Below are 13,603 nucleotides of genomic sequence, written 5' to 3'. Positions count from 1 at the left end.
TCTTAATTTATCAAGTCATTAATGCCGCTCAAGTGCGCTATGTAAACTCTGGCTTGATTGTCGACATGGCAAGAGTAGTAAGAGATATAAAGGTTGTCGTCTTCAATCACCAGGCCAGGATAACTTGTATCTCCTCCGCTTGGCAGCGTTTTTAGTTCAGTTAATATTTTAGTTACGCTATCAAATAGCCATACCCTGGTTGTAAATTGATGTGACCCCCAATCTATATGTCGTCCTGCAACGATATATAGGTTTTCACTTAACGCCACGGCTGCGGGACCACCAATGTAGATACCCAAATCATGCCAGTTCCATTTGGTATAAGGCGGTTTTGACGTACCAAATTGCGCACTGAAAGTATCGGCATCTCGTCTTAAAAATACCGAGGCATTTCCGTCATCATCAAACAAGATTGTGCTTTCATTGGGGTAACCTTTACCTTGTTTGTCCAAACAAAAAGCCTCCTCCTTGTGAACGTGCATTGAACGTGTTGGGTCACCCTTATAGAGCGAAACTGAGTTCGCTCGTCGATTGTACGCAAAGCCATAAGCTTCTGAGTTATAAAAAGTATTGTTCCACAACCACCAACCGCTTCTACCGTGACTATTCCCTGTAGACCATGAATAGCCGGTGGTTGAGAAATAAGTCACCATTTTTGTGACCACTTTTCTTTTATCAAGAAAGGATTTTGCATAGGTAGTAAGCATGAGACGAGAGCCATCGTATGAGAACTTCGGATCTCGTAGGTCTGCATTATTCTCTCTAATAACTACTCTGTTGCGAACTTGAAACGAAGTTTTATCAAGAGTTAATACAATAACCACTCCGTCAGTACTGACATGGTCACTAGCTTGTCGGTAACAGCACATCAAGGTTTTACGACTTATGTCGAACGGATTTTCTATTAAATCAGTGAAAGCGCAATGGGTTGCAGGCTTGGATATGCGCTTTATGTTGAACAGCATCAAACTATTTTTCACGCCAAATCTCCCTTTAAAATCCACCAGTTATGTCGTGTCTTACCGTCAATCTACGGCAATATCTTACCGCCTATCGGCAAAAATCGTAATTTTTTCTAAAGGGATTCTAAATGATGTCGATACAGTTTCTGAGAGAGCCAGTTCATCAATTACCCCTCAGGTCTTGATGACTACTAAAACAAAACGTCGGTAATGCCGACAGCCAGCGCACGCTGGACTGAGAGTGTAGGAGAGACTTTATGTCTATGTTCGTTAATACCAATGTATCCTCATTGAATGCCCAGCGTCAGCTTTTTGATGTTAGTAATTCTTTGAGTACGTCTTTTGAGCGCCTTTCTTCAGGCTTCCGTATCAACAGCGCTGCTGATGATGCTGCAGGTCTGCAGATTACCGATCGAATGACATCACAAATTCAAGGCCTTAACCAAGCTGTACGTAATGCAAACGATGCGATTTCACTGTCGCAAACTGCAGAAGGTGCGCTTTCTGAAACCACGACGGCACTACAGCGTATTCGTACGCTAGCCATTCAGTCGCAAAATGGTATCAACAGCTCTGCTGACCGTGTAGCACTTCAAAAAGAAGTATCTGCTTTGCGTACTGAGATTTCGCGTATCTCGACGACCACTCAGTTCGCGGGCGTAAATATTCTATCAGGTGATTTCTCTGCGAAATTCCTTGTAGGTGCAAACGCAGGTCAGACAATTTCTGTAAACCTTTCAAGTCCAACATTGACTCGTGCAGGTGTTAGTGGATTTAGCGCAACTGGATTGAATATTACAGGTACTGATGTTGATGTGCTTACGAGCGAAAACGCTTCTGGCCTGCTTAGTAAAGTAGACAGCGCGATTTCTGCAATCGGTGGCCTACGTGCTGACTTGGGTGCGCTTCAAAACCGTTTCCAGTCTACAATTCGTAACCTAAGCAATATTTCAGAAAACGTATCAGCTGCACGTTCTCAGATCAAAGATACTGACTTTGCCACTGAGACAGCTAATCTAACACGTAACCAGATTATCCAGCAGGCAAGCACCACGGTATTGTCTCAGGCAAATCAGCGCCCTCAGGCAGCGTTGTCGCTACTGGGTTAATTACTCAGCGTGAGTGGAGTCAGGAGGTAGTGCTCTAGTCCACGAGTGAATGATGAAAGCCGATACTCTTTGTGGAGTATCGGTTTTTTTTATTTCTCTGTCGTGTAAAACCATCGCTCACGCTAATCATGGTACAGCGCCTTCTGAGTGAGCAATTAACTATACAGATTGGTATTAATCACTTTATTTTCCCCCAACCTAATTTACTGCTCCATCGCTTACTTAAGTTCACGAGAGTGCCAAAGCCTGGATTTATAATTACTTTTCATTTACCGCTAAAAAAATTGTAAAAAAGATTAAAGTAATTTTTCCAATGTGACGATAACTATTACAAAGGGAGGTAAAACTTGTTTTATTTCTCCTAAGTTAAGAAAAGGATGGTTTATATCAAGGTTTGTTTAATCCTGATATGTAGTTTGTTTTATTTTCTTTTTCTTAAAGTTCAGCTAAATCATTGCTTTATGTAGTCCGAAATAAATTTTTAAAAAGTTCTAAAGGAAATTTGTTTGAGTGACGATAAATAGGAAGGTTTGCTAAGAGTGGAGCTGCTGACTGGCAAGAATGAAGCCAGGAGGTAGTGAGAGGTTTGAGGTCTGGAGCATCAAACCCACCAGTCAGCAAAGAGAAGTAACTTCTCTATGTAGCAATTTTACCGGTTAGTGTGCCGATAAAATGTCAGATTAAACTGACACCTTAATGAAGCACAGGCTATGCCAAAATTTTTAAACTACTGCGCACATAATAAAACCAATAGCGCAACACTCGAAACTGTTAGGAGAGACCCATGAGTCTATTTGTAAATACCAATGTGTCATCGCTAAATGCACAACGCCAACTATTCACAACAGGCAATAACTTAAGCACTGCTTTTGAACGTCTATCATCTGGTTTTCGAATCAATAGCGCTGCCGACGACGCTGCTGGCCTTCAAATTACCGACCGTATGACGTCTCAGATTCAAGGTCTGAACCAAGCGGTACGAAACGCAAACGATGGTATATCGCTTGCACAAACCGCAGAAGGCGCAATGGCTGAAACGACAACCGCTCTCCAGCGTATTCGTACACTAGCCATTCAGTCGCAAAATGGCATTAACAGCTCAGCTGACCGTGTTGCACTACAAAAAGAAGTGTCTGCGCTTCGTACGGAAATATCACGTATTTCGACGACCACGCAATTCGCAGGTGTAGACATTTTAACGGGTGACTTTTCTGCTAAGTTCCTTGTTGGTGCAAACGCAGGTCAGACAATCTCTGTAAACTTATCATCTCAAGCACTAAACCGCGCTGGAGTTAATGGCTTTAGTGCAACGGGTCTTGGAATTATTTCTGATAATGTTCTAACTGAAGCGGGCGCATCGCGTTTGTTAACCGCGGTAGACAAAGCAGTATCGGCAATTGGTGGTCTACGTGCTGATTTGGGTGCACTACAAAATCGATTCCAGTCGACTATCCGTAACTTGAGTAACATTTCTGAAAACGTGTCTGCGGCAAGATCGCGTATCAAAGATGCTGACTTTGCCACCGAAACGGCAGAATTAAGCCGTAACCAGATATTACAGCAGGCAAGTACCACTATTTTAGCACAGGCAAATCAGCGCCCTCAGGCTGCATTGTCACTGCTAGGCTAATAGTCCTAGTTAGATATTAAGCGCTATTTGGGAAGGAGTTGAGAGGCCATCCCCTGAAGAAAGGAATGCGGCCATTAAGGCCGCCCCTTTGAGAAAGCGCCGACTAACAGGACTGAGAGTGTAGAAGTGTTGGTTGAGAGGCCAGTTTATCCTACTAAACCCTGCCAGCCGACAGAAACTGAATTTGCTCTATCTCCTAACGTGAGCAAATTGGCCGAGATATCGTTGTCTCGGCCTTTTTTTATTTTTACCGAAACATCTCACCAATTTCAAACTACGGTAGAGCAACGCCGTAGCCTACGTATTATAATGCATATTAAGTGCCAACTTCTGTAACTCTATCACCTGAATATACCTCAAAAGTACTGTTTTCCGATAAGGCTGGGTTATTGTATGCAGTCGATAGAGCACCAAGGCAACGATTATTTCTAGAATAAGTGTGTCTTGTACCAATCCGCATAGCCCATTATCCACTTAGTTTCCGAAAAATTACTGTAAATATTGAAAAAATAAACTGGTTAATATTCTTAATAATCAATTATTTACTTATCTTTTGGTAAATTTTTTAAGAAAAATACCAAAAAAAGCTAAAGAACCTAAAGCATTGGCCGATACCTATTGTTGAGGGGTAATTTAATTTACTTTTATATTGAGGTGTTGGCGGGAGTAGTGACCCAGCCAATATGAACTGGAAGGATTTGATGATAGCAGGTTTGCCGTCGAATCCCTAGGAGGTAATCTAATGTCTTTATTTGTAAATACCAATGTTTCATCGATCAATGCTCAACGTCAGCTTTTTGACGTAAATGATCGCTTGAATACGTCGTTTGAAAGACTTTCATCGGGATTCCGCATTAATAGTGCATCGGATGACGCTGCAGGTCTTCAAATTTCTGACCGTCTTACTTCACAAGTACAAGGCCTTAACCAAGCAGTGCGAAATGCTAACGACGCTATCTCTCTGTCGCAAACAGCAGAAGGCGCGCTTAGCGAAGTTACTACAAGCTTGCAGCGTATCCGTACTCTTGCTGTACAGTCACAAAACGGTATTAACAGCTCTGCTGACCGTCTAGCACTGCAAAAAGAAGTGTCTGCCTTGCGCACTGAAATTTCGCGTATAGCTACCGACACTCAGTTTGGTAATGTTAATATTTTGGACGGGAATTTTTCTGCAAAATTTCTTGTAGGTGCTAATGCTGGCCAAACAATTTCAGTAAATCTGTCGTCTACAAACCTTGGCTCAATTAGTGGATTCAGTGCAACTGGTCTTGGTATTACTACTAACAGTGTATCTACTGCATCAGGCGCTTCTGCACTTTTAAGTGATGTTGATGCTGCTATCTCTGGTATTGGGGCGGTTCGTGCAGACTTAGGTGCGCTTCAAAACCGTTTTCAGTCAACTATTCGTAATCTAAGTAACATCAGCGAAAACTTATCATCGGCGCGTTCTCAGATTCGTGACACTGATTTTGCGGCTGAAACTGCTGAGCTAACGAGAAACCAGATTATCCAGCAGGCATCTGTTTCTGTACTAAGTCAGGCAAATCAGCGTCCTCAAACAGCGCTGTCATTGCTTGGATAAGCTATACTTAAAATAGTTACCTTAGTTGAGATGTAACGGGTGCTTGCTTTTTAAGCAAGGGCCCGTTTTGTGGTTTCAGTAGGGAGGTATTAGGTGGAAATTCAAAATACCCAAATTGGCCAGTCGTTTGCATCACCAGGGCCTAAGAATGCTGGTGTAATTGAAAGTGACGTTAATCGTGGAATAGAGGGCTCTGAGACTAAAGAGCGATCTTCTCTTAATAACGGGCGAAATGCCAACGTCAATGCAGCGCAGGATGTGTCAGACAAAACAGGAAGTCAGCAAATTCTTTCTCAAGCTTCTCCGTCGCAGGCCGATATAAAGGAAGCAAAGAGTAACGGTGTTGAGTTAGACGACGCTATTGCCAAAGTTGAGTCATTTTTAAAGGTTCAGAATCGAGACTTAGCTTTCACTATCGATGAAAATACGAATCGCTCGGTAGTGACGGTTAAAGATTCAACGTCTGGTGATGTGATAAGGCAAATACCTTCAGAAGAAGTTTTGAAGCTTGCTGATCGTATCCAAGAGTTACAGCAAGATGTTGGTGACAGCGTAGGAGTGTTTATCAACAACCAAGTTTAGCATGAGGTAAATTATGACAATTCAGTCTCTAGGTGTGGGATCGGGCTTAGCCCTAGATGATCTTGTACAACAACTTCTGACCGCAGAGCGCCAACCTAAAGAAGAGCGTTTGAATGCGAAAGAAGAGCGTATTGAGGCTGAAATTTCTGGCCTTGGTCAAATAAAGTCAAAGCTCTCTGACTTCAAGGATGCTGTTGACGAGTTGCGAAGCGACAATGGTATCAATGGTCGAGAGCCTACCATCACAAACCCTTCAGAAGACAATGATGTACTGTCTGCAGAGGCATCAAATTCAGCATTGCGAGGCAGTTACGAAGTTATTGTCGAACAGCTTGCTGCTGGAAGCCGTATAACTACAGACGCCGGCGCTTTTACATCAAGCAGCGACCCTGTGCTTTCAACAGGTACAGGTTCATTAACATTTGACGTGGGCGGAAGCGAGAGCTTTACCGTAGATGTTACTGCTGGCATGTCACTAACCGCATTACGCGAAAAGATTAACAGCGCTGATGATAACTTCGGCGTAACCGCAAATATAATTGATACGGGAACCGGTGCAGGACCTCGTTTAGTTTTCTCGTCCAGTGAAACAGGCGATGGCAACGATTTGGTAATCACTAATGACACAGGGGTTGCCGAGTTAGATCGTTTATCGACAACTGGCGGTACCAACAACATTAGTGCCGCGAACATAGAAAGTGCGCGCAACGCAATCGCCTACATTGATGGTATCGAAGTTCGAAGTAGTTCAAATGAGTTTGAAAATACTATTCAAAACGTATCGTTTGAAGTAAACGAAGTTTCTCCCAAAGATGCTGCAGGTGACTTTTTAGCAACCAAACTAAGTATCGGTTATGACAAAGAAGGTTTAGATAAAAAAATCAGAGACTTTGTCGATAACTACAATGCACTGGTTGATGAAATCAAAACGCTCACTCGCTATGGAGAGTCTGAGCTAGAAGAAGACGGCGCATTAGCAGGTGACTCTTTGTTGCGCGGTATCCAAAGTGGGTTAGCGTCTATTGTTGGCGATAGTGTAAGCTCCTCTGCTTTAGGTGGGTTGTTTCAGATTGGTATTGAGTTTGATGACGACGGTAAGCTGGAAATTGGCACGACAGATTTTGGACTTGGTTCTGGTGAAGATAGATTAGAAGATGCACTGGAAGATAGCTTCGATGAAATCGCTAAGTTGTTCACTGATCCAGACGAGGGGATTGCTACACGGCTCTATGAATTTTCAAAAGAATACACTTCTTTCAGTGGATTAATTAGCTTAAGAGAGCGTGCAGCGAAAGATGACCGAGAAGATTTGTTTGACGAGCGGGAGACCTTAGAGCTACGAATGCTTAATTACGAAGAGATTCTTCGAGACAAATATTTGAACCTCGACCAAACCGTTGCACAGTTGAACCAGACTGGATCAGCGCTGCTAGCGTCGTTGTAATTAATTTAGAGTTGGAGTTTTTATGTCACTCAAAGGTATAAATGCCTACCGTAAAGGTAATCTGAAACAAGATGTGGCAAATGCAGATCCACATAAGCTTACGCTGATGCTGTTGCAAGGGGCACTTGATCGGATCGCATACGCAAAAGGCGCGATGGAGCGTAAAGAATTGGTAATCAAAGCTGATTATATCTCAAAGGCGAATGCGATAATCATGCATCTACGGGACACCCTTGACCTAGAGGTGGGTGGTGAAGTCGCCGAAAATATGTTTGCGCTGTATAATTACATGATTGAACGCTTAAATGAGGCACATTTTAACAACGACTTGAATATGTTAGATGAAGTGTCTAGCCTATTAACACCAATTCGAGATGCATGGGTGCAGATTCCTGAAGAGGCTAAACAGGAAGCCTATGAAGCCCAGCGTCAGAACCGACAAGCTATTTGAAAAACTCGATATTAAATCACAGCGATACTCCATTATTTCTTCAAGCAGTTAACGCAGAGTTAGCTGCTTGCTTATCATTGTCCAGTGACACGTTTTCTACCGAACGATTTCGGTACCTCTCCCAAATACGCCATAAAGTTGTTGTTCGAGCGTTATCACGTCTTGAACATGATGAAAAAAGGTCGTTTGCACAAAAAGAAATTGAAATAAATCAGAGGCTTGAAGAGCTGGCGCAAGGTTTGCTTGATAACGCAAAAAAGGAAGCGGTTAAATTTTCTAGAGGCCGCGCAGCTGTTAAGAAATATAAATAATTATGCTAAATCAAATTCAGCTACATCTTTATGAAGATGAAGAAAAGCAACTTGAGGTAGAGGAAAAGTTTTCTAAAGGTATACACACAAGGCAAAGAAATGCTATCGAAGCTTTTAGGCGTTATATTCCTAGCCTGTTATCGACGCTGACATCACATAACGGAAAAACTTCGACGGTATTTTGTAATAAACACGGTGACGTTAATATTATTGATTACCTTTCAGGTCAGGTTGTTTATGGAGAATTCCCATCCTTAGAAGTAGCGGAACATTTACAGCGAAGCGCACCCGATAAAAGCGTTATATCTTTTTCAGAAGACCATCTTCACAATGCCATCATTGTTCTAGGGCTGGGTCTAGGTCATCATATTGAATCATTAGTTTATTCAAAAAAATATAAATATATTGTTGTATATGAGCCTTCTTCCGACCACCTTGCATGTTCAGCCTCTGCTATTGACTGGCGGGGCGTCCTAAATTTTGCTCAGCAAAATGGTATCAGTCTGTTTCTACAAATTGGTCAAACCGGAAGAACGCTTTATAGAGATATTCAAGAGTTAAGAGAAAACCTGCCTTTAGACAGTATTTGCCTTTATAAGCATTTTAATTCTCCTGTGTTCGATCATATTGAGGAAATTTGGCGAGTAGGAGATTGGCAACAGTTTGCGAAGCAAAACATAGCTAATAGCTTGACGTACGACGTTGTAAACTACGTTCCTCCTTGGACGCTGCTGAATAGCGAAAGTGAATGGCTTTTTTCTCAGCTGTGCATTGAAACCAAAGAGCGAAATTTAGAGGCGTTAGAAAAATTTTTCCCATCGCTTTTTAAAGAGTATAAAGATTATGTGCCGCTAGGTTGGTCGCCTGTTGCGAATTCAGACGGCCAGGTAAATATTTGTAAAATGGTCACAGACGCGCTGTTTTATAGTCAAAACCCAAAAGAGGAGTGTGAAAAGAGTTTTGAGCTATTTCGACATCATCCTCACAAGGATGGGTTACTCCTTGGATATAAAGGGACAAAGTTACGTAATTATTTGCACTACAGAATGGTTGCAGATTGCCAATCAATCCTAGAAAGTGTTGAGGATGTAAAGGGGGAGCTCCCTGAACAACTCCGTGCACTAATTGTTATGGGACTGGGTAATGGATATGCGCTTAATAGCCTAACTGAGCGTCATAAGGTAGATAAGCTTTTTATTTGCGAACCAAACCGCGATTTTTTCTATGCTTCTTTATTTTGCGTAAATTGGGCGGCGATTTTTGAAGAGTTTGATAAAAGCGAACGTCGAATCTATCTCAACATTGGCGATGATGGTTCTAATTTAACCGACGATCTCCTTGTACAGTTTCAGTCCATAGGCCCTTATGTACTAGCCAATACCTATTTTTATCAAGGCTATTATAATGAAGGTCTAGTAAAAGCAATATCTCAGCTTAGAGAGCAGCTTCAAGTTATTATCGCAATGGGAGACTATTTTGATAACGCCAAGTATGGTCTGTCTCACACTGTTGATAGCATCACATCAGGTGTTTCATTTTTACGAAAATCTTTCCCCTCTTTGGTAACCGATAAAACCCGCGATGTTCCGGTATTTGTTGTAGGTAACGGGCCTTCTCTTGATAGTCTACTTCCTTACCTAAAAGAGGAAAAAGAAAAGGCTATCATCATTTCTTGCGGCACTGCCTTACAGTCTCTATATAAAAATAATATAGTCCCTGATTTTCACGCTGAAATCGAAATGAACAGGGCGACCCATGATTGGGCTGTGAGGATAGGGGATGAAGCGTATTTAAAAGAAATTATTTTACTAAGTTGTAATGGTATCCACCCAGACACAAGAAACCTTTACAAAAGCACGTTGTTAGCATTTAAACAAGGTGAAGCGTCGACTGTTGCCTTGATGGAGGCCTATGGAAAGCATGATTTTAAGTTGCTGGAACATGCTTACCCAACGGTTTCTAACTTTGTGATTGATCTGGTCGCTTCGCTAGGCTTGCATCAGGTGTACCTGCTTGGAATAGACCTCGGGTTTATCAGCGACAAATATCATCACTCGAAAAGCTCAGGATACTACTTAGATAATGGTCAAGAGCTATACGATTATAGTGACACAAACAACACATCGGTAGTTGTTCCAGGAAATTTGAGGCCTTGGGTAAGTACTAAATTTGAATTTAAGGTTTCAAAGTCCGTTATTGAGCAAAGGATCGCAAAATCAAAAGCGGACTTTTACAATTTAAACGATGGCGCTCGAATACAAGGCGCTTCGCCACTTAAACCAGAGGATCTTCTTGTATTGTCCACGCCATCACAAAAGGATGCCCTTGTCGCGAAAGTGTGTGAGCAAGCGTTTGAACCACTAGACAAAGCAAGGCTAACGGACGGGTTATCACAACGATTTAGTAAACCTGCATTGCTTGAGGAATTCGATTCCCTCGTTGCACTTTGCGATGAAAACGAGGTAGATAGCCACTCATCTTTAGCAGCTTTCGTTGAATTACAAAGAGAGTTTATTGTTTCGTCCTTATTCAGGAAGAAGTCTCAACTATTTTTCTTGCTCAATGGTACGCTTAACTACATCAACAGTGTTATGAGCAAGTTGCTCGATATTCAAGACGAAACTTTACTACGTGATACAGCGAACCAGCTAAAATTGCTCTGGAAGGGCTATGTTCAAGACATGCAGCGAATTATGGACTTAGATGATTTAGGTTCGGATGGCTCAGGCAGCTTCTATGCGCTGAGGCGGAAGGTTTATATTCAAAAATATGCAGAGAAGCCAGGCTTTAACATTCACGTAGTACCAAAAACGAATGAGTCTTGGCTTAAAGAGTGGCAAGCGCTGACCAACGTAAGTGACGTCAACAGGCAACAAAGTGCTCCAATTGTTGTCAATTTTGATGATGAAGAGCAAGTGCTTGACCACACAAAATGCAAGGTTTCATCAAATATCGAAAGAGTTTTTGAGTTAGAAAAACATAGTGATACGGTAGTGTTCTCACTCGATACTTTTTGCGTGGATACGGACGTATGTCTGCTACCACCTAAGTTTGATCAAATAAACCACGCACTTAACGTTGCGCTATCTTCTGTTGGTAGAGCAGTAATCATTCCTAAGCTACTTGTCTTGAAAGGGTATGCTTTAGAAGGGCTTGAAGCGGTAGTCGATGCTTTTCAGGGGCGCTTTGTTTATGAAACTCAGGACTTTATCGTTCTTACAGAAACCTTGCTGGAAAGTGATCAGCGAGTATTAACGTTTGGCGACCGACTTAGCTTCCGCCCAAGATTAATGACATCGTTACTTACCGTTTTAATTAAAACCGAAAAGGCATTTAAAGACGTTGTCGCGTTGAAAAAGAGATAGAAATGAAAGCGAAAAAAATGAACGTTTTGATCACGGGAGCCGATGGTTTCATTGGGTCGCACCTTACTGAGCACCTGCTAAAGAAAGGCTGTTCCGTGAGAGCGTTGTGCCAATACAATTCATTCGGTTCACAAGGTTGGCTTGAAGAGTTCTCGCACCCTGAAACCCTAGAGGTAGTGTATGGCGATGTGCGAGACCCGCAATTTTGCGACACATTGTGTGAAGGTATCGATATTGTTTTCCATTTAGCTGCGCTAATCGCTATACCTTATTCCTACGTAGCACCAAGTAGCTATGTCGACACCAATATTACAGGTACATTGAATATGTGCCAGGCAGCGTTGAAACACAAAGTAAGCCGTTTTGTTCAAACATCTACCAGTGAAGTGTACGGAACCGCGCAATATGTACCAATTGATGAAGCACACCCTTTGCAAGCACAGTCTCCCTACAGTGCATCAAAAATTGGTGCTGATGCAATAGCCATGAGTTTTTATAACTCATTCTCGCTTCCCGTTGTTATTGCTCGTCCGTTTAATACCTATGGGCCGAGACAGTCCGCCCGCGCGGTCATACCCACCATTATTAGTCAAATTGCCACAGGTGCAGATAAAATCAAATTAGGTGATGTTTCGCCTACCAGAGATTTTAACTATGTGCTAGACACGTGCGAGGGTTTTTGGCAATTAAGCCAAGCGCAATGCGCTGTAGGTGAAACCGTTAACATAGCGTCTAATTATGAAATTTCGGTTGGCGATACGTTGAACCTTATACGCTCATTAATGCAAAGCGACGTGGTTTTTGAAGTAGATGAAGAAAGGCTTCGCCCACAAAGTTCTGAAGTATTTCGCCTTTGGGGAGATAACAAGAAGCTTAAAACATTAACAGAATATACGCCGAGTACTAGTCTAGAAAAAGGGCTTCAAGAGACAATTAACTGGTTTACCAGGCCTGAAAACTTGTCGCGCTACAAGGCTGGAATTTACAACAAATAGTGAATACTCATGCATAATTCGTTAACTACTTTCATCCGAGAGCTATACGGCACGCAGGATTTCATTCCGCTTCACCAGCCAACGTTTTCGGGGAATGAAAAAAGTTATGTAAACAACACAATTGATTCAACATTTGTTTCGAGCGTTGGCGCCTATGTAGATGAGTTCGAAAATGCGTTGTCATCTTATTGTGATGCAGCGGCAGCGGTAGCTGTAGTAAATGGAACCAACGGACTACAAGCTGCGTTGCATATGGCAGGTGTCACTCGCGATGAACTAGTCATAACACAATCAATGACCTTCGTAGCAACATGTAATGCCATACATTGGTTAGGTGCTGAGCCTGTCTTCGTTGATATCTCAGATAAAACATTAGGTATGTGCCCGTTTTCTCTTGCCAGTTTTCTTGATGAGTATTGCGAGCTATCCAATAACATATGCTTTCATAAGCCGTCAGGAAAGCGGGTTCGCGCTGTCGTCCCTATGCATACATTTGGTCACCCCGTAGAGTTATCTCGTCTTGTTGAAGTTTGCCGGAACTGGCACCTAACCCTTGTTGAGGATGCCGCCGAAAGTTTAGGTTCAACATACAAAGGCCAGCATACAGGTACGTTTGGTCGTTTTGGGGCACTTAGCTTTAACGGTAATAAAATTATCACTACCGGCGGTGGCGGCGCTGTACTTTGCAAGACAAAGGAAGACGGAGCAAAGCTTAAACATTTTACAACGACCGCTAAACTTCCCCATGCGTTTGAGTTTATCCATGATGAATATGCATGTAACGCTAGAATGCCTAATTTAAATGCAGCATTAGGCTTAGCGCAGTTAGAACAGCTAACCAATTTCGTTGATAAGAAGCGCCAATTAGCGGCTTGCTATGCCGACTTCTTTAAAGGTACGGCATTTAAGTTTGTTCAAGAACCTCAAAATACCCGTGCTAACTATTGGTTGAACGCAATAGTATGTGAGAATAAGCGGAGCAGGGACGACCTACTCAAATACGCAAACGAAAGCGGTGTGATGATGAGGCCTGTCTGGAAACCTATGCATCAGCTTTCACTTTATCGCCATTGTATCGTACATGATATGCGAAACACGGAGTGGTTTGCAGAGCGGCTTGTTAATCTTCCAAGCTCAGTGCCATCATTGAAATAATGGTTTACATAATTATA

11 protein-coding genes are annotated in these 13,603 nt (G+C 42.3%); 10 read left to right on the top strand and 1 reads right to left on the bottom strand.

Annotated elements, in window-relative coordinates; genetic code table 11:
* Positions 1 to 2 precede the first annotated feature (2 nt).
* The gene (locus RJ41_RS16670; protein WP_052235498.1) at positions 3 to 980 is read right to left on the bottom strand and encodes a Kelch repeat-containing protein; all 978 of its coding nucleotides are present in this window, start codon (positions 978 to 980) and stop codon (positions 3 to 5) included.
* A gap of 239 nt (positions 981 to 1,219) precedes the next feature.
* Here RJ41_RS16670 and RJ41_RS16665 point away from each other — a divergent pair, with 239 nt between their 5' ends.
* The 10 genes from RJ41_RS16665 (at position 1,220) to RJ41_RS16620 (ending at position 13,586) form a co-directional block, all read left to right on the top strand.
* Positions 1,220 to 2,071 carry a flagellin N-terminal helical domain-containing protein gene (locus RJ41_RS16665; protein ID WP_039223151.1) on the top strand — a complete coding sequence of 284 codons (852 nt, stop codon included), beginning with the start codon at positions 1,220 to 1,222 and terminating at the stop codon, positions 2,069 to 2,071.
* 784 nt (positions 2,072 to 2,855) lie between these two features.
* Positions 2,856 to 3,701, top strand: coding sequence for a flagellin N-terminal helical domain-containing protein (locus tag RJ41_RS16660; protein WP_039223148.1), 846 nt, complete (start codon positions 2,856 to 2,858; stop codon positions 3,699 to 3,701).
* A gap of 742 nt (positions 3,702 to 4,443) precedes the next feature.
* Positions 4,444 to 5,283 (top strand): flagellin N-terminal helical domain-containing protein, encoded by an 840-nt coding sequence (locus RJ41_RS16655; protein WP_039223145.1) that lies wholly within the window; start codon positions 4,444 to 4,446, stop codon positions 5,281 to 5,283.
* Positions 5,284 to 5,376: 93 nt separating this feature from the next.
* Positions 5,377 to 5,865: a flagellar protein FlaG gene (locus tag RJ41_RS16650; protein WP_039223143.1), complete on the top strand. Its 489-nt coding sequence runs from the start codon at positions 5,377 to 5,379 to the stop codon at positions 5,863 to 5,865.
* 13 nt (positions 5,866 to 5,878) lie between these two features.
* Positions 5,879 to 7,309, top strand: a complete 1,431-nt coding sequence (fliD, locus tag RJ41_RS16645; protein WP_039223140.1) for a flagellar filament capping protein FliD — start codon at positions 5,879 to 5,881, stop codon at positions 7,307 to 7,309.
* 22 nt (positions 7,310 to 7,331) lie between these two features.
* Positions 7,332 to 7,760 carry a flagellar export chaperone FliS gene (fliS, locus tag RJ41_RS16640; protein ID WP_039223137.1) on the top strand — a complete coding sequence of 143 codons (429 nt, stop codon included), beginning with the start codon at positions 7,332 to 7,334 and terminating at the stop codon, positions 7,758 to 7,760.
* Positions 7,757 to 8,071, top strand: coding sequence for a hypothetical protein (locus RJ41_RS16635; protein WP_039223135.1), 315 nt, complete (start codon positions 7,757 to 7,759; stop codon positions 8,069 to 8,071). Before fliS ends, RJ41_RS16635 begins: the two co-directional genes overlap by 4 nt.
* A gap of 2 nt (positions 8,072 to 8,073) precedes the next feature.
* The gene (locus RJ41_RS16630; RefSeq protein WP_052235497.1) at positions 8,074 to 11,436 is read left to right on the top strand and encodes a motility associated factor glycosyltransferase family protein; all 3,363 of its coding nucleotides are present in this window, start codon (positions 8,074 to 8,076) and stop codon (positions 11,434 to 11,436) included.
* 2 nt (positions 11,437 to 11,438) lie between these two features.
* Positions 11,439 to 12,431: an NAD-dependent 4,6-dehydratase LegB gene (locus RJ41_RS16625; RefSeq protein ID WP_276203243.1), complete on the top strand. Its 993-nt coding sequence runs from the start codon at positions 11,439 to 11,441 to the stop codon at positions 12,429 to 12,431.
* Between the two features lie 9 nt (positions 12,432 to 12,440).
* Entirely contained in the window at positions 12,441 to 13,586 is a 1,146-nt protein-coding gene (locus RJ41_RS16620) for a LegC family aminotransferase (protein ID WP_039223133.1), read from the top strand.
* Positions 13,587 to 13,603 lie beyond the last annotated feature (17 nt).

Origin of the sequence: Alteromonas marina, assembly GCF_000808575.1 — a bacterium.
GTDB classification, from domain to species: Bacteria; Pseudomonadota; Gammaproteobacteria; order Enterobacterales; family Alteromonadaceae; genus Alteromonas; species Alteromonas marina_A.
Note: the sequence above shows the minus strand (reverse complement) of the source record. Positions and strands in the feature narration are given on the sequence as shown.